General features: G+C 60.7%; 9 protein-coding genes. All 9 read left to right on the plus strand.

Annotated features, from left to right (window positions below; translation table 11 throughout):
* Positions 1 to 567 (plus strand): hypothetical protein (locus ONB25_06540; protein MDZ7392532.1); only part of this gene is annotated, 567 nt, incomplete at its 5' end.
* A 12-nt stretch (positions 568 to 579) separates the two neighbouring features.
* Positions 580 to 1,542 carry an NAD-dependent epimerase/dehydratase family protein gene (locus ONB25_06545; protein MDZ7392533.1) on the plus strand — a complete coding sequence of 321 codons (963 nt, stop codon included), beginning with the start codon at positions 580 to 582 and terminating at the stop codon, positions 1,540 to 1,542.
* On the plus strand, positions 1,539 to 2,261 hold the full coding sequence (locus ONB25_06550; GenBank protein ID MDZ7392534.1) for a glycosyltransferase family 2 protein: 723 nt from the start codon (positions 1,539 to 1,541) through the stop codon (positions 2,259 to 2,261). The genes ONB25_06545 and ONB25_06550 overlap by 4 nt, the downstream gene beginning before the upstream one ends.
* Positions 2,262 to 2,327: 66 nt before the next feature.
* Entirely contained in the window at positions 2,328 to 4,103 is a 1,776-nt protein-coding gene (locus ONB25_06555) for a glycosyltransferase family 39 protein (GenBank protein MDZ7392535.1), read from the plus strand.
* Between the two features lie 282 nt (positions 4,104 to 4,385).
* Positions 4,386 to 6,449: a putative glycoside hydrolase gene (locus tag ONB25_06560; GenBank protein ID MDZ7392536.1), complete on the plus strand. Its 2,064-nt coding sequence runs from the start codon at positions 4,386 to 4,388 to the stop codon at positions 6,447 to 6,449.
* 82 nt (positions 6,450 to 6,531) lie between these two features.
* The gene (locus ONB25_06565; GenBank protein MDZ7392537.1) at positions 6,532 to 7,581 is read left to right on the plus strand and encodes a polysaccharide deacetylase family protein; all 1,050 of its coding nucleotides are present in this window, start codon (positions 6,532 to 6,534) and stop codon (positions 7,579 to 7,581) included.
* A gap of 74 nt (positions 7,582 to 7,655) precedes the next feature.
* Positions 7,656 to 8,042, plus strand: coding sequence for a hypothetical protein (locus ONB25_06570; protein MDZ7392538.1), 387 nt, complete (start codon positions 7,656 to 7,658; stop codon positions 8,040 to 8,042).
* Positions 8,039 to 8,350, plus strand: a complete 312-nt coding sequence (locus tag ONB25_06575) for a hypothetical protein (protein ID MDZ7392539.1) — start codon at positions 8,039 to 8,041, stop codon at positions 8,348 to 8,350. The genes ONB25_06570 and ONB25_06575 overlap by 4 nt, the downstream gene beginning before the upstream one ends.
* 239 nt (positions 8,351 to 8,589) lie before the next feature.
* Complete coding sequence (locus ONB25_06580) at positions 8,590 to 17,097, plus strand: Ig-like domain-containing protein (GenBank protein ID MDZ7392540.1); 8,508 nt, start codon at positions 8,590 to 8,592, stop codon at positions 17,095 to 17,097.
* The last annotated feature ends 350 nt before the right edge of the window (positions 17,098 to 17,447 follow it).

Raw genomic sequence — 17,447 nt, forward strand, 5'->3', positions numbered from 1 at the left:
GGATGTGCGGAAGGCGTGGCGTGGTTTCGGCAGCGCAGCAGACTAGTTGCCTTAGCGATAGTGGCAGTGCTTGCAGTCTGGGTCGGCCTCATGATTTACCGCAATGTCGTCGATGTAAGTAAAATGCGGCTGGGAGGTGGCAGGCGCATTGATTTGGCCGTGCAGTATTTGGCCCAGAATGCGCAGGACGGCGACACCGTCTTCTTGCACTGGGCAGCCATAGTCGGGTTCTACTACTACTTCACCGATCACCGCCCTGGCTATGCACATGAGTATCCGATTCCTGGAAAGGCCGGGATCGTCCGCGTCATTTACGGCGAACAGCACAATGTGCTCCAAGACTACGAGCCTCTGTTCCGCCGCGTGGAGGAGGTGCCGGGGCGACTATGGCTGCTCTTCGGCCACAAATGGCCTTCGGAGGAGATGACTGCCCTGGAAAACCGTCTGCGCGCCCAGCGTCCGTTGCTGCAAGAGTTCCAGCAGGGGAAGTGTCGCGTAGTGCTTTTTGGCCCCCGGATGACGGTGGCTGAGGGTTTTGCGCAGGCGCCAACACCCCCGGGCAACTAAGAAAGGTCAGTGATGATGAGAGAATGGGAAGGCACGCACGTGCTGGTGACCGGTGGCGCGGGATTCGTCGGGTCCAACATCGTCCGACGCCTGCTTGAGTACGGCGCCGAAGTGCGCGTGCTGGATGACCTCTTTACCGGTAAGCGGGAGAATCTGCCCGATCACCCACGGCTCACCTTCACGCTCGGCAGCGTCACCGACGAGGCAACGGTGGAGTCGTGTATGGCTGGGGTGGAGATCGTCATCCACGCTGCGGCCCGGAATATCATCTGCTCTACACAAAACCCGCGCGAGGATTTTGCTACCAACATCGGTGGCACGCTCAACATCCTCTTGGCGGCGCGAAGACTAGGGGTGCGACGCGTCCTTTACACCTCCACCTCTTCCATTTATGGCAATCCACGCTATTTGCCCATCAATGAAGAAGACGGCTACACAACTCTTTCGCCCTATGCGGTGAGCAAGTTTGCGGGAGAAAACTACTGCGTGGCGTTCTACGAGTCCTACGGGCTGTCCACGACGGTCCTGCGCTATTCCAACATTTATGGTCCTGGTCAAAGTCCGGACAACCCTTACTGCGGTGTGATTGCCAAATTCTTCGATGCTGCGCTGCACGATCGCCCCTTGCGCATTCACGGAGACGGCGAGCAGAGCAGGGACTTTACGTACGTGGATGACGCTGTACAGGCTACGCTGCTGGCGGCGCTCTCGACAAAGGCCGACGGCCGGGTGTACAACGTGGGCACCGGGCGGGAGATCACCATCAACTACCTCGCCCGATGTGTTGCTGAGGTGTTTGGTAAGCCCCTCAAGGTTGAACACATCGACAGGCGGGACATCGACAACATCCGACGGCGGGTGGTGAATATTGAGCGCATTCGGCGAGAGTTGCGGTGGGTGCCTGAGACCACTCTGGAAGAGGGATTGCGCCGGACCAAAGAGTGGATGGAATCTGTGCGGGGAGGCCGCCGATGAAGGGAAAAGGCAGGGTGCTTGTGGTTGCCCCGGTGTGGAATGAAGCCGGTCGGGTTGGCCCTGCGATCCGAGAGGTCCCGCGGGCATGGGCGGATGAAATTCTGGTGGTTGACGACGGTTCCACCGACGGAAGTGCAGAAGAGGCTCGGAACGCTGGGGCCAAGGTCATCAGCCACCCGCGTAATCGAGGCGTAGGGGCGGCCATCCGCACTGGGCTTGACTATGCCCTGCAGCATGGATTTGACATTGTAGCCGTCATTTCTGGCGGGGGCAAGACCCCGGCCTCCCAGCTTGAGCTCCTGCTGCGTCCCTTGCTCAATGAGAATTACGATTTTGTACAAGGATCGCGCTACCGCAAAGGGGGACGGGGCCTCAACCTTCCCGTGCATCGCCGGATCGGAACCCGCGGTTACTCCTGGCTCTTCTCCCTCTTCGTACGCCGCCGGGTCACGGATGGCTCCAGTGGTTTCCGTGCCTTCCGGGTGAGGATTCTGCGCGATCCACGCCTCAATCTCCACCAGTCGTGGCTGGACCGCTATGAGTTAGAGCCCTATCTCTACTTCAAGGCTTTTCGCCTCGGCTACAAGGTGAAAGAAGTGCCGGTGACCATCCTCTATCCAGAAGACAACTGCGGTCCGGTGAGCAAGATGCACGCGGTGCGGGACTGGTGGAGCATCACCAGGCCTCTTGTCCTGTTGGGGCTTGGCATACGCAAGTAGATGGCATGAACCTGGCACGATTGTTGAACCCACTGGCATCGGCGCAGCGACGAGGCACGGGTTAGCATGGAAGGCACGGGAGACAACTTCCTGAAAGCCCCGCAAGTGGTCCCTTGGCTGCTCATAGTCAGCGGAGTGCTTCTCCTCGGGATTTCGGTGGTTCCCTTCGAGGCAGGCAAGGCGATCGTCGATCGATGGGGCGGACACGGGCGAGCTGACTTTTACACAGATGGACTTCACGATTCTTTGATGTGGGGCGCCCGGCTCTTGGGAGCCGTCGTGGGGCTAGTTGGTTTGGTGTTCAGGCGGCAAGTTGCCTCTGCTGCGTATGCTTTGCTACGGGACGGCAAGGAGCTGGCGCAGACCCTAGGAATGGGTGTGCAGCAGGCCAGGGGAGAATGGCGTTTCTTCTGGGTTTTGCTGGCGGCGCTCATCATTGGGGCAGGCGTGCGGCTGTCCTTTCTTTTCGAGCCCGTGAGCTACGACGAGGGGAGTACCTTTGTGCTGCACCTGAACCAACCACTGCGCTTCGCCTTGGCCCGATACCGTGACCCAGGGAACCACCAGCTCATGACCGTGTTGATGCGCCTGTCGTTGGATGTTTTCGGCAATCACCCTTGGGCCATCCGGCTGCCAGCCCTGGTGGTGGGGCTCTGCCTGATTCCGGTGTACTATCTGGCGGTGCGACGGCTGGAGGGTGCCGGCGTCGCGGCGATGGCTTCCGCTGTGACGGCCAGCTCAGGATGTCTTGTCTACTACTCCACGCACGGGCGCGGGTACATTCTGGGAAGTGCGCTCTTTGTGGGGCAGCTGTGGCTGGCTTACCACGCGAAGGAGCGCGCCAATTGCGCAGCGTGGCTGCTTTTCGCCGTGGTCGGTGCGCTTAGCCTGTATACGGTGCCGACTATGCTCTACGGTGTGGGGGTAATCGGCGTCTACCTCGTGCTCTGCATAGCTACGGGTCGCATTGCAGGAGCGCGCGGCCAGGCGGTGAGGAGCCTTGTGTGGAGCACCTGCGCCATGGCCTTATTCACGCTCTTGCTCTACGCCCCGGCCCTCATAGTCAGCGGCCTGCGCGAAATGACTTCCAACCCGGTCTACAGGCGTCTACCACTTGGAGCCTTCGCGCAGCAGTTCGTGCGGACTCTGCCTGGCATCTGGGGGCTATGGCACCGGGACGTGCCGTTAGTTCTGCAAGTGGTGTTGCTGGCGGGTTTTTTCGTGGCCCTGATGGACCCGCGCAAGTCGGGCCACGAGCGCAGGCTTCTTGTGCTGGCCGTGCCTGTTTTTCTTATGCCAATGTTGTCTGTGCACCGCGTGGTTCCTTTCCCCCGGACCTGGGTGTTCATGTGGCCGCTCTATGTGATGGTCAGCGCCAGCGGCCTGTACTTCGTGCTCCAGCGGAGTGCCCGGCGGCACGCCCCGGCGATAGGAGCCGTGCTGGCGTCGCTATTGCTCGCGGTCAACTCCTTCACCGTGCTGCGGGCACGAACGCACCACGCCAACGAGTATGCCCATTTCCACGACGGCCCTGAGGTCGCATCGTATCTGGCTCAACACCTATCCCCCGGTGACAAGCTTGTTGTGCCGCCTCCTGCGAGCATGCCGGTCCGCTACTACTTTGCGCGTATGAGTTTTGATGATGGCCCGATGTTCCTCCCCGTTGACAAAGCCCGACGGCTCGTGGTTGTAGTCAACCATGCAACCAGCGGGCCGAGGGAGTCGCTGGACGACGTATTGCGCCAAAAGCAGATACAAAAGGATCGCTTGAGCGAGCCGCGCCTGATCCGCCGATTCGCATACTCGTCCTTGTACGAGATGTACCCGTTGCGCGAGCAGTGACGGCACCGCATTAGTCTCCGGATGCGGGACGGAGGAGGACCGAAGCGCAGCGGGAATCAGATGTTCCATGCAAGGACTCCCAACCCGGAAGCGGACCAGGTCCGACTTGCTCTGCAGAAGTCAGGAATGCTGCGCGGAATGCCATTGTCGATGATCGAGCGGTAGGTGCTTCGGAGTTGTGTTCCTGAGGGGTGCCATACGGGCAATCTTTTTCATGGGCAAGAGGCACCGGGGCATGGGCACCCATTTCACGAACGGATTGGTCATGCACGGAGATCGGTTATGAATCATAGCATCCACTGCCTGATCTGGCTCGTGGCGTTGCTGGGCACGCTTGGCTGTGCCGTAGCAGTCATGGGACAGAACTACGACCCCCCCTACCCGCGCGTGGTGGCCAGCGGCCCAGGTGGGATCACCTTCGGCGAGACATCCATCGGTGCCAAGCCGATGATCTGGGCGCAGTACGACTTGGCTATTGTCTACGCGGATGTGGGCAGGGGCGGGCCGGAGTACGCCGCGCTGCTCCGCCAACTGAACCCGGACATTGTGCTCCTTGGCCTGGTGAGCACGCAAGGTGTGTGGCCGGGAAGTGACCCCTATGCCTTCCATGCCCTGCATTCCTATTCCACTGTCACGACCAGCGGGGTGGGACCTGGCTCTACCTCCATACCGGTGGAATCCACGGCCGCTTTTCCCAACGCGCCTTTCTACATCTTCGTCGGGGAAAGCCCGGTGTACTATCGCGGCAAGACGGCCACTGCTTTCACCGGCGTGGCTGCCGAGGAACTCAAGACGAGCTACCCAGCTGGCACTAAAGTCACCGCGCCCGTGCGCTTTGTGGGTTTTGGCATGTTGCCCAACCTGACCGACTTTTGCCCCCTTGTGGAGGGAAAGCCGGCCTGGCAGCACCTCGTAGACAAGAGATTCACCCGCGCGGATTTCACAAACTTTGACGGTACCGCCTGGGATGCATTCCGCGAATTTTTCTATGCCGAAGACTTTGATGACGTCGATTTTGATGGCAATGGTGCCAATGATTTCCAGGAGCACGGCCTCGATTGGATCAATGCCCAGTGGCGAGTGGGGATAACCAACCTTCTCGCTTACGAGCGCCAGCGCTTCCAGGAGGTGCATCCAACCAAGCCGGCCATCATTTTGGTCAACTGCGGCGGAGGTGGCGGTGAGCGAGGTCTGTTCAGCCTTGCCAACGGCATTGTGTGGGAAGGGTTCATGCGTTTTGCCGCGGGCTGGGGCGAACCGTGGGGCCTCTTCGCGAACATGCAGGCGTGGCTGCTCAATGGCCTTAAGCCATCGGTCTACTACATCAAAGACTATGTCAAGGAGGCAAATGCGGAGACGGGCAAGAATGACTTTACCTACATGCGCTACGGCCTGACTACAGCCCTGTTGGGCGATGGCTACTACGGCCGCACCTTTGGCGACTACTACTACATTTCCTACTGGTATGACGAATTCGACACCGATCTAGGCCACCCGACGACCATGCCCCACCGGCTTGCAAACGGTGCTTACGTGCGGTTCTTTGACAAGGGCGCCGTGATCTGTAACCCAACAGGTACCACCATTACTGTCACCGATGCCGACCTGAGGAGCGCCCCCGGGTACGCTGGGCCATATTACCGGTTCAGAGGTGGACAGGATCCGGAGTTCAACAACGGAAACCTTTTCGCCTCGGTGCAGCTCTATGGCTGGACGGCCGACAAGCCCAAGCGCAACCGTGGCGACGGTATTTTGCTCTTCAAGGAACCCACCGTGGCAATAAGTGACATCATCGTGGGCAATTACAATAACAACGATACCAGCCCCGGGAGCGCCCCCGCCAGCTACGTGGGCACCTGGGTGCCGATGAACACTCGGTGGATCAGCTTCTCGGACAACAACCCGTACTACACCCAGTGGACGGCGCCGGCAGATCAGACGCCAGAGGGGTACGGATATTTTGTTGCTGCGCCTGGACAGGGAGAGGCCACTGCCACCTACACGCCAACAATAGGCGTGGCCGGCTACTATGAGGTGTTCGAATGGCATGGCTGGCACGGCGACACACCTGCCAGCTACCAAGAGGCGAGCAACGTCCCCTACGAGGTGGTGGTCAACGGAGAGGTGAAGCGGCGCGGCCTCATCGACCAGACCACCAACTATGGCCAATGGAACCGATTGGGCTTGTTCTATTTCCCCAAAGGTACGGTCAGCTACGTGCGCATCAGCAATAATGCCAATGGCTACGTGATCTCTGACGCCTTCCGTTTTGTGTTCCGCGGGACTGAGAAGGCGGATACCACACCGCCAGCGCCGCCGAAGGGGGTGCGCGTTGAGCGGCCATAGCAGGGATCGCGCGGAAAGCGGGGCAAGAATCTTCACAGCCTTGCCCGCGGAGAGCGGCCCGCATCGTGCGGATGGGTAGAGCATGAAGTCAGGCAATGCCTGGATTTCCAGGCCCTTGAAACACGTGTTGAGCCGGGCGTTGGTGGCTTCCGGGGTGGCCGCCGTGTGGTACCATGCGGTCACGGTCAGGCGACCCCAATTTCGGGTGCTGGGGTATCACAGCGTCACAGCCGAACCTGCCCCTTCGGGGACTATCGAACGCAGCCTCGGTGTGCCAGTAGAGCAATTTGCCAGGCAGATGGCCTTCCTGCGCGCAAGATTCACACCGGTCCACCTGGAAGAGTTTGCCGACTATGCACGCGATCCGCGGCGGTACGTGCGGCCTCCCATCGCAGTGACGTTCGACGACGGCTATCGGGATAACGTGAAAACAGCTCTGCCGATCCTGGAAAAGTTCGGGATTCCTGCCACCATCTTCGTGACCACGGGTCATGTGGGCAAAAAAGCCCCGTTTTGGTGGAATGCCTTAAGCGCCTGGGTCTGGAACGCACCTCCCGGTCGGTACCGCTTCTCTCTTCATGGCGAAGAACACCTTTTCGCATGCGCGAGCAGGAAGCAGCGTCGACAGACCTTCTGGCACCTATTTGCGGACCTTTGTGCCATGGAAGAATCAGAAAGGCCACTTGTGCTGTCCCATATTGGAACAGTGCTCGGCGCAGGATGCCAGCGCAGCGATTGGGGGCCGGAAATGTTGAGTGCAGAGGAGATAGCCGGCACAAAGAGCCCGCTCCTCCGTTTTGGCGCCCATACAGTGCACCACGTGGTGCTCACTAAGGTGCCGCCGGACAGAAGAAGGTGGGAAGTGGAAGAATCAGTTGCCCACCTGCAGCGCTGGACCCGGCGCGAGGTCTCCTCGTTTGCCTACCCATTGGGCGACGCCGCTTCAGTTGACGAGAGCGTACAGAGGGTCGTGGCAGAGGCGGGGATCGGCTGTGCGGTCACTACCCTGAAAGGGGCAAACTCCCCGACAGAGAACCCGCTGGCCCTTCGCCGCACCCTCATCGATGGTGGAGACGACTTTTTTGTCTTCGTGTGCAAGGCCCTTGGGCTTTTTGACCCTTCAATCAGGTGAACATGGGACTGAATAGGTTAGAGTCGGTGCGGTCTGAGACCCGGGGAGCAATGCTCTGGGCCCGGCGGCGTGTCATGCTCGCGGGCTTTATCATGGGCTTTGCCGCCTGCCTGGTGCTCACAATGAGCGCGGTCGGCGTGGCCTGGCGGTATCGGTTTCGTATAGTCTCAGGGCTGGCCCGGCCTTACGCTACTCATCTTGTCACCCAGTTGCTCCACGCTTTGCCCGACGGGTACGTAACCAAGAATAGGGAACGCGTTATGTTGGTGCTCGATGCGTTCACCAACGCCGTTTCGCGTGGGCGGGTGAACGGCCGGGAGGTGGGGCGGATAACCGAGCAGGTGATGGACGGTCTGGCCGATGGCCGGTTGAGCTACCAGGAATTGGATCGGATTCTGGCTGAGATGGAGCGGTCGGCTGTGGGGCAGAACGGAATGGGCAAAAGTGTGGAGCGCCCATGAGAAGCACAATTGGAGCAGCGGTGGCGTTTGCCGCGGGGGTTGTCTGTGGCGTGGTGGGTTCGGTGACCCTGCGCCATGAGATTTGGCCCCTTGCCGCCCGCGTGGGTCTGCTGCGCGTGTACGCACTGGCGGGCTTGGCGCTGTTCGGCCTGGTGATCATCTGGTACATGAGGTTGCAAAGGAGGATGGCCATCGCCTTGCCGCCCGCCTCAGCCACCCTTCTCATGTCTGCGTTGCGCTTCCTCCTCGTGGTGTTGGCCCTGGGTGGGGCCTACTTGCTTGGCCTCTTCTTCGTAGCCGTGCACTGAATCCCCCAGTACGCTGCAATTGTCCACGTTACGGAACTGTCACATTTTTGTCCGGTGGCATAGCCTTTGCGCCACTTGAGGCGAACCACCCAGCGGCTATGCCAAATGGTCAACCTAATTTGCAGTAAAAACAAGCTGGTGTGGGGTGTTTCTGCAAGTAGAACTTGTCTTTGTGGTGAGATGGTGTCTTTGTCTGAAACAACCACGCTCAGGGTTGTGGAATCGTGGAGGGTACAAGGATGATGCACAAACCACATGTGGTGCGGTGGGGGATGGTAGGGATCTTGTTGGGTCTCATGGCCTCCTGGGGCCACGCGCAGACGATAGTGGACAACTTCAACCGCGCGACCTTGGGCTCCAATTGGACGGCCGACGCAGCCTACCAGATCGTGAACAACGAGCTGGCCAACACCAGCACGAATTACACGTGGGCTGGATTCCTGGCGGTGTTCAACGCCATGACCGGCCCTACCTCGGTCTCCTTCAAGTGGGGTACTGCTGCAGATGCCAATGGCATCAGGGAAGGAGCCCTCGCCGTGCTGCTGGATGCCAACAGCGTCAACGCCAATGGCTACATGATTTGGCATCACGGCACTAACAACAGAATCTACCTCTATACCATAGCGAACGGAGTCCCGGGCGTTAAGGTGGCCGAGGTGGTGCCCAATTTGCCTGCTCCCGTAGCCGGACAGGTTATGAAGGTCGTCATCACCTCCGATGCGACTGGGTACCGGTTCGATCTCTACATCAACGACGTCTTGGACGGCACGCTGACCGACCCGCTCAAGCGTACCGGCAACCTAGACGGCTACGCCGGGGTCATACTCAAGGGCAATCTCAACAACAATGTGGACGATTTCACCGTCTCCAAGACGGGAGGCGGCGCCGAAACGCGCGACGATTTCAATCGCGCCGATGGGGACCCAGGGCCCAACTGGACCGCAGACCCGGTATACCAGATCGTGAGTCAAGAGCTTGCCAACACCAATACCAACTACGTGTGGGGGGACCTGGCCATTTTCAATGCCCATCCGGGCCCCAATATGGTGCAGTACACGTGGGGTGCGACGGCAGACGCAGCCGGCATCCATGAAGGTGCCTTCGCGGTAATGCTGGATGCGAACGATGTGAATACCGCCAATGGCTACATGGTCTGGCACGCAACAACGCGCCTCTACTTGTGGACAATCGAGGCAGGCATCCCGAAGACTCCCATTACGAACATTCCCGCGGCCCTACCTCCGCCGACGGCCGGACAGACGGTCAAGGTGCTCATCAGTGAGAACGCCAACGGCTACCATTTTGACTATTACATCAACGACCAGTTCGACGGAAGGGTCTCGGACCCCCTGAAGCGTGTGGGCAGCATCAACGGCTATGCAGGCGTCATGCTGAGGGGTGGCCTGAACAACAATATCGACGACTTTGTTGCGGCCACTATCGTTGATAACACGCCACCGGCCGCGGTCACGAACCTGGCAGTATCGGGTACCACGGCCAATTCCGTGACCTTGACGTGGACGGCTCCCGGTGACGACGGCACGGTGGGAACTGCGGCCTCGTACGACCTCAGGTACTCCACTTCGCCGATTACTGCCACCAATTTTGACGCGGCCACGCAGGCCACCGGGCTCGGCACGCCGAAGGCCGCCGGGAGCACCGAGACGTTTACGGTGACTGGTCTCAACTCGGCCACCACCTATTACTTTGCCCTCAAGGCTACGGACGACTCTGGTAACAAGAGTGCCATTTCCAATGTGGTCACGGCCACCACGCAGAGCCCGGTCCAGTACGCCACCTACTGGGATACATTTGAACGAGCGCAATTGGGAGATGACTGGGCTGCACACAGCGCCTACGTCATCGAGAACGGCGAGTTAAAGAACAACATCACCAGCGGTACCGCGGCATGGGGTTACGCGGCAGTGTTCAAGAAGTTCCCCAAGCCACGTGCCGCGATGGTCGTCTGGAGCGAGACGGCCACCACGACAGGTATCGGGCAGGGTGCGGTGTGCGCGTTCATGGACCAGCCCAGTCCCAACGCCAACGGCTACATGATCTTCCACATCGATACTCGGCTTTTCCTTTATACTATCAATGCGGGCAACCCAGGTGTGCAGGTGCAGCTTCTTCTCAATGTGACCAATCAGCCGGCGGCGGGGGACACCTTCAAAGTGGTTATCAGTTCCGATGCCACTGGCCATCACTTTGACGTCTACAAGAACCGTACCTTCGTCGGGCGGCTCAATGACGCATCGCGCCTCATAAACCCGGCCACTTGGTACGTGGGAGCGTACCTCAAGGGCGGCACCAATTATGGCGGCAAGAACAACATTGAGGCCTTCGGTGTGGAACTGACCGCCACCGACCCGGCCAAGGTGGAGTACTGGTCCGGGGACGCCCAAACTGGCAGGATTGGTGACGCATTGCCCCAACCGTTGAAGGTGCTGGTCACCGATAACAACAACGTGCCTGTTCCCGGCGTCTATGTGGACTTTGCCGTAACCAGCGGCGCCGCAGGTCTCAGCACGGATATCGCCTCGTTTGACGGCAACATCTGGTTAGAGGCAGAGAGCGGCACGGTGGAGACCCCCATGGTCCGCATAGCCGATGCGGATGCCTCCGACGGCATGTGCGTCGGCGTGCCCACGGTCAATACCACGAACGACACCGGGAAGGTGGAGATCCACTTCTTCGTGCCACAAAGCGGCACCTACTATCTCTGGGTCCGCTACAAGGCGCCGGACAACTTGTCCAACTCCTTCTACGTGAAGAAGGACAAGGGAGCCTATGCGCTGGTCAATCTGACTGTTTCGGCCCCGTGGGCGTGGTCCAAGTACGCCACGGCGTTTAGCTTCACCAAGGGCGGGCACAGCCTCACCCTGAAGAACGCCGAGGATGGCACACTGCTCGACAAGATTCTTCTGACCACTTCGGCCACCTATACGCCCACAGGTCTGGGGAGCGCGGCGACGACTTACGCAGACAAACGCACGGATGGCGACGGTCTGGCCTCGGCAATCTGCACCTTGGGGATGCAGGTGGGGACCGTGACCATCGAAGCGCGTGCATACTACCGGGGCGACCAGCTCAGCGGCAGTCCGGTGACGTTCACGGAGACGGCAGTAGGGGGCGAGGCGAGTAGACTGATTTACGTCTCGGGCGACAGCGTGTTTGGCCAGGCGGGACAGCGGCTGGCCCAGCCGTTCGTGGTGAAGGTCACCGATGCCTTTGGCAACGGCGTGCCCAACGTGGCAGTGACCTTCACGGTGCTGGAGGGTGGCGGCACGCTGTCGAATACACAGCCGGTGATGACCGACAATAACGGCTTTGCCTCCACCTACCTGACGCTGGGCTTTGGCTCCTATGTGCAGCGCGTGCAGGCCAGTGCTCCAGGCCTCCAGGGTTCGCCCATCGTATTCCGGGCCTATGCCGCAGGTCTGAACCTGGCGATGTCCAAGATCAGCGGCGACGGACAGAGCGGAACGGTGGGCACCGTTCTGGCGCAGCCACTGGTGGTAAAGGTGGCGCATGTCACCTCCGGCGATCCGGTGGCAGGTTTTCCGGTGACCTTTGTCATCACCGGCGGTGGCGGCAAGCTGGATGGCGCTGCCACCACCAAAGTGGCAAACACCGACGCCAGCGGGCAGGCCTCAGTGACCTGGACTTTGGGTGATCAGGCTGGAACGAATACCTGCGAGGCCAGGGCAACGGGAGTGAGTGGCTCGCCTTTGGTGTTCACTGCCATTGCTCAACCCGGGACGCCTACTACCTTTAGCAAAATCTCTCCGCTGGAAACAGTGACCGGGCCAGTGGGGATGCCATTGGAGCAGCCGTTCAAGGTGCGCGTGACCGACGCCAAGGGCAATGGTATCTCCGGGCATCCGGTGCGCTTTGTGCGCACCATGGGCAGCGGGACCATGGATGGCATGACCGAGCGCGACGTGGTCACCGATGCCAACGGCTACGCGCAGGTCATCTACGTCATGGGCAGCGTTGTCGGCGAAACTAACCGCGTGGAGGCCTCCGCGCAGTACCAAGGTGCTCATCTCACCGGCTCTCCGGTGGTGTTCACCGCCATCAGTACCGAGGGCGTCGCTCATCAGCTGGCCAAGGTATCGGGCGATGGGCAGAGCGGCACGGTGGGCACGGCTTTGCCTGCTCCCTTTGTGGTGCGGGTGACTGATATTCTGGGCAACCCCATCTCGAACCACCCGGTACGCTTTGCCGTTATCGCCGGTGGCGGAACGATCGACGGGCAGTCGGCAGTGGAGGTCAATACCAATGCAGAGGGTTTGGCCTCGGCGACGCTGACGTTGGGCCAGGTGGCGGGACGCGAAGTGCACGTGGTGGAGGTTACCTCGCACCGCAACCAGGTCCCCTTGAGCGGATCGCCCAAGTATTTCAAGGCTTCGGCCACCCCAGGTACGCCATCGCGGCTCATCTACGTCTCCGGCAATTATCAGAGCGCCGCGGTAGGGACTACGTTGAATGAACCTTTGAAAGTCAAGGTGGCCGACGCTTTTGGCAACGGCATCAAACAACACCTGGTCACCTTCAAGGTGATCGCTGGCGGCGGGAACTTTGCCGGCATTCCGGAACAGAACGTCTACACGGACACCTTTGGTGTGGCCATGGCCTTCCTGACTCTGGGCACGCAGCCGGGCCAGAATAATAACGTGGTGGAGGCGTCGGCAAAGCAGAGCGGCGTCCACTTGGACGGTTCCCCGTTCACCTTCTACGCCACCGCCTCGCCTGGCATTGCCAGTGCCCTGCAGTACGTCAGCGGCCGCAACCAGGCAGCGGAGGTGGGCACCGCACTGCCCCAGCCACTCGTGGTGAGGGTGGTGGATAGCTTCGGCAACGCCGTCGTTGGTCACAACGTGACCTTCTCGGTGATGGAAGGAGGCGGCACGCTTGCCGGCCAGACGCAGCGCAACGTGCTGACTTTGTCTGACGGCACCGCGCGGGTGGTGTACACGCTGGGCACGGTAGCCGGGACGCTCAACAACATGGTGCGGGCGAGCGTGCCAGGGCTATCCGGCTCGCCTGTGGACTTTTACGCTACGGCGTTACCTGGTCCCCCGGCCGCATTGGTGGAAGTCTCTGGGAATGGACAGACCGGTGCCGTGGGAACACCACTTCCGCAACCGTTCAAGACCAAGGTAGTGGACAACTACCAGAACCCGATTAGTGGCCACATTGTGACCTTTAGGGTAGTCAGCGGTGGTGGAAATCTGGCTGGTGCCACTCGCCGGGATGTGTTCACGGACACGCAGGGCATCGGGCAAGTGACCCTCACCCTGGGCAGCACACCGGGGGTGAACAACAACGTGGTAGAGGCCACCAGCGTTGGGGCCGATAGCGTGCCATTGCCTGGCTCTGGCATGCGTTTCATCGCCTCGGCCACGGTGGGCGCCCCCAACAAACTGGTCATCGTCAGCGGCAATAATCAGGAAGGCATTGTCGGGAATCCGTTGCCGCAGATGCTGACCGTGAAGGTGACCGACTCGCAGAACAACCCCATTATCGGCCACCCAGTGACCTTTAGGGTAATGGCCGGTGGTGGGACACTGGATGGGATGACGGACACGGTGCGTGTGGTGCCGACGGATGTGGAGGGGAAGGCGGCCGTGTTCCTCATCCTCGGGCCGGTTGCAGGGCAGAATAACAACATAGTCCATGCCACGGCCACGTATGGCGGCAATCCACTCAACGGCTCGCCGGCCATCTTTACCGCCTCGGCGCGGAGCAGCAACGCCGCTTCCATCGAGAAGGTCTCCGGCGATGGGCAATCTGGAGCGGTGGGGAGAGTGCTTCCGCAACCGTTGCGGGTACGCGCGCGGGACAGAAATCAAAACCCAGTGGCCGGACACCCGATCACTTTCAAGGTCGTGGCTGGCGGCGGTAGACTGAATGGCATAGGCTCGCAGGTGGTGGTGAACACCGGCAGCGATGGCATTGCCGAGGCCACTTGGGAGCTGGGAACGACCGCCGGCACAAACAACAACACCGTGGAGGTGACCGCCACCGATGGGGTGATGCCGCTCACCGGCTCGCCGTTGTACTTCACCGCCTCTGCGTATGCCGGATCGCCCGACCCGTCGGCATCTACTCTCAGCGCAACATCGCCGATCCCTGCCGATGGGGTTACCAAGTCCCCTATCACTATTCGCCTGCGCGACCAGTACAACAACCCCGTGCCTGGTGCGGCAGTCGTCATTAGCGCCACCGGCAGCAACAACATCATCACGCAGCCGATGAGTTTGACTGACGCAAAAGGGGAGACGCAGGGCTACCTGGCCTCCACGAAGGCCGAGATCAAGGTGGTGAGTGCGCGGGTGGTGACGCACGGCGTCGATCTGCTGGCCACCGTGCAGGTGCGCTTCACCCCACTTGCGGCCGCGCACATCGTGGAGTACGGTGGCAACGGCCAGATCGGCAACATCGGCACGGCGCTGGCCCACCCGCTTCAGGTACGAGTGACCGACGCCAACCAGAACGGCATTGCCGGCTACGCGGTGCAGTTTGTGGTGACCGCTGGAGGTGGGCGCATCGTGGAACCGCAACCGGTCTACACCGATAGCAGCGGCGTGGCGAAGGCCCAGTGGATTCTGGGCGGCGCGGTGGGATATAACCGCGCTGAGGCACGGGCCTCGGGCCTGACGGGCTCGCCGGTAGTATTCACCGCCTTTGGCATGGAGCCCACCCCCACTGCCATGGTGATCTACTCCGGCAACAACCAGACGGGCATTGCGGGCCGGACCTTACCGCAACCGTTGGTGGTAAGAGTGACCGACGCCCTGGGTGTGGCGGTGTACGGGCGCGCGGTGCGCTTTGAGGTGATTCTGGGCGACGGCGCCATAGTCACCCCGGCGGTGGACACCACCGATGCCTACGGCCTGGCAGAGACGTATCTGACGTTGTCGCGCACCGCTGGGCTCAACCTGGTGCGGGCTACCTGTCAAGGACTCTCTACCACGGTCACGTTTACTGCCCAGGCTCGTTCGGACGTGGCTACTAAGCTGGAGGCCTTCTCCGGAGACAAACAGTCATACGTGGTGGGTCATACCTTACCGCTGCCGCTTGTCGCCAGGGCCCTTGACAAGAACAATAACCCGGTTGCGGGTGTGCCCGTGACCTTCACGGTGGTGCAAGGCAACGGCTCTTTGCCCATCGACAACACGCGGATCACCGACAATGAGGGCAAAGCCAGCATCCCGTTCACGCTGGGTACCGCAGCAGGGACCTATCTGGTGCGGGCAGCCTCGGCAGGGCTGACGCCAGTCGTCTTCACTGCTGTGGGTGTGCCTGATGCACCAGCGGCGCTGATCTACGTCAGCGGCGACGACCAGACCGGGAGTGTAGGTCGTGAAACGGTCTTCCCCCTGCAGGTGAGGGTCACAGACCAATACGGAAATCCTGTGCCCAACGCCTCGGTCACCTTTGTGGTCATCCAGGGAGGCGGGAGCATCGTGGAACAGCAGCCGGTCTTTACGAACGCGAACGGTATCGCGTCGGTGCGCTGGATACTTGGCCCCACGGTGGGCGAAAACAAGTGCCTGGCCTACAAGCCTGGCTGCGCCGGCTCGCCGATCGAGTTTACTGCCGTCGCGGTGGAAAACGCCTTCCCCCAGCTGGTGCTGCCGAAGAGCATTTCTGTGCAGGAAACCCAGCGTGTGCGCTTCACGGTGGTGGCCTCGGACGCTGACGGCGATCCGCTCACTTACCACGCGCGGAAGCTCCCAGCGGGCGCGACCTTCGATTCGCTGGCGACCAGAGTGTTCGACTGGACGCCTAACTATGCGCAGGCAGGAGTTTACTACCCGGTCTTCATCGTCCGGGACAACAAGGGCGGCATCGGCATCGACTCGGTGCGCATTGAGGTTCTCAACTTCAACCGACCGCCGCATATCACGGGTTATTGGCCGGTGTTTGATGAGGTGCACATCGTGCAACCAGACTCGATGACCTTCATGGTCGATGCCTCCGACCTGGACGGCGACAGCCTGAGGTACGAGTGGACCGTGGCGGGGATTATCACCTCCACCACTAACTCCTACACGCTGAGGTCTGCGCAGTTCTCCGTGGGAAACTATGACGTGAAGGTCAAGGTGAGCGACGGGTACGACACCATCCAACGTGCCTGGCACGTCCGCATCACCACTACCGCGGTGGAGCTGGAGAGCTTTGCCGCCCGCGCCGTGCCGTACGAAGGGGTGGTCATCGAGTGGAAGACCGGCTATGAGATGAACAACTTGGGCTTCCAGATCATGAGAAGCTGTGCCCCGCAGAGTGGGTACGTAGTGGTGAGCGACCAGCTTATCCCAAGCCGCGCCGACCGTACCTATAGCTTCATCGATAAGACGGCGACCGAGAGCGGGGCCTACTACTATAAGCTGGTGGACATCGACCGGAATGGCGCACGCACCGAACACGGGCCCATTGCGGCGGTAGCACCCGTGCCGGCCAACTACAGCCTGGCCCAGAATTACCCGAACCCGTTCAACCCGGTGACGACCATCCGCTACGAGCTGCCCACAGCGGGGCGGGTGAGCGTCAAGATCTATAACATCTACGGCCAGCTGGTGCGCACACTTGTCGAGGAACAGGTGCATGCCGGCTACCACACGCTCCAGTGGGACGGACGGGATGAGTTTGGGCAGGCGGTCTCTTCGGGCGTCTACTACTATCGCATGGTAGCAGGCACCTTCGTGGAGACAAAGAAGATGGCGCTCCTCCGGTAGAACGCCTGCTTAGTGTGGTGAAGCCTTCCCGGGAACCAGGGTCTCCCTGAGCGACTGGAAAAGCGCCGAGCGCCAATCCAGTTCCTTGTTCCCTCCTGGCCAGCGTCACGCCTTGTCGTGGCGCTGGCTTTTTTTTGGGCTCCGCACACAACTGGGTACTGGCACTACACACCGTTCTCCGTGAGGCAGCCGGTCATGATGGTCAAAGGTGAAGTGGAAATGCCGCAAGGCCCAGCCTATCGCGTGGAGGAGCCTACTCGATAAGACGGGCCCTCCGAGGGCCGGTTCAGCAGGTGACCTGGGAGGTAGGCACAGACCCCTGAGCGCTCTTAGAAGGGGGTACCACCACC

The organism is candidate division KSB1 bacterium (genome assembly GCA_034506335.1).
Lineage (GTDB): Bacteria > Zhuqueibacterota > Zhuqueibacteria > JANLFK01 > Oleimicrobiaceae > Oleimicrobium.

Excerpts from the sequence above, each read along its gene's own strand:
- ONB25_06565 (MDZ7392537.1), top strand. The coding sequence starts at position 6,532 with ATGAAGTCAGGCAATGCCTGGATTTCCAGGCCCTTGAAACACGTGTTG.
- ONB25_06545 (MDZ7392533.1), top strand. The coding sequence starts at position 580 with ATGATGAGAGAATGGGAAGGCACGCACGTGCTGGTGACCGGTGGCGCG.
- ONB25_06580 (MDZ7392540.1), top strand. The coding sequence starts at position 8,590 with ATGATGCACAAACCACATGTGGTGCGGTGGGGGATGGTAGGGATCTTG.
- ONB25_06570 (MDZ7392538.1), top strand. The coding sequence starts at position 7,656 with ATGCTCGCGGGCTTTATCATGGGCTTTGCCGCCTGCCTGGTGCTCACA.
- ONB25_06555 (MDZ7392535.1), top strand. The coding sequence starts at position 2,328 with ATGGAAGGCACGGGAGACAACTTCCTGAAAGCCCCGCAAGTGGTCCCT.
- ONB25_06550 (MDZ7392534.1), top strand. The coding sequence starts at position 1,539 with ATGAAGGGAAAAGGCAGGGTGCTTGTGGTTGCCCCGGTGTGGAATGAA.
- ONB25_06560 (MDZ7392536.1), top strand. The coding sequence starts at position 4,386 with ATGAATCATAGCATCCACTGCCTGATCTGGCTCGTGGCGTTGCTGGGC.
- ONB25_06575 (MDZ7392539.1), top strand. The coding sequence starts at position 8,039 with ATGAGAAGCACAATTGGAGCAGCGGTGGCGTTTGCCGCGGGGGTTGTC.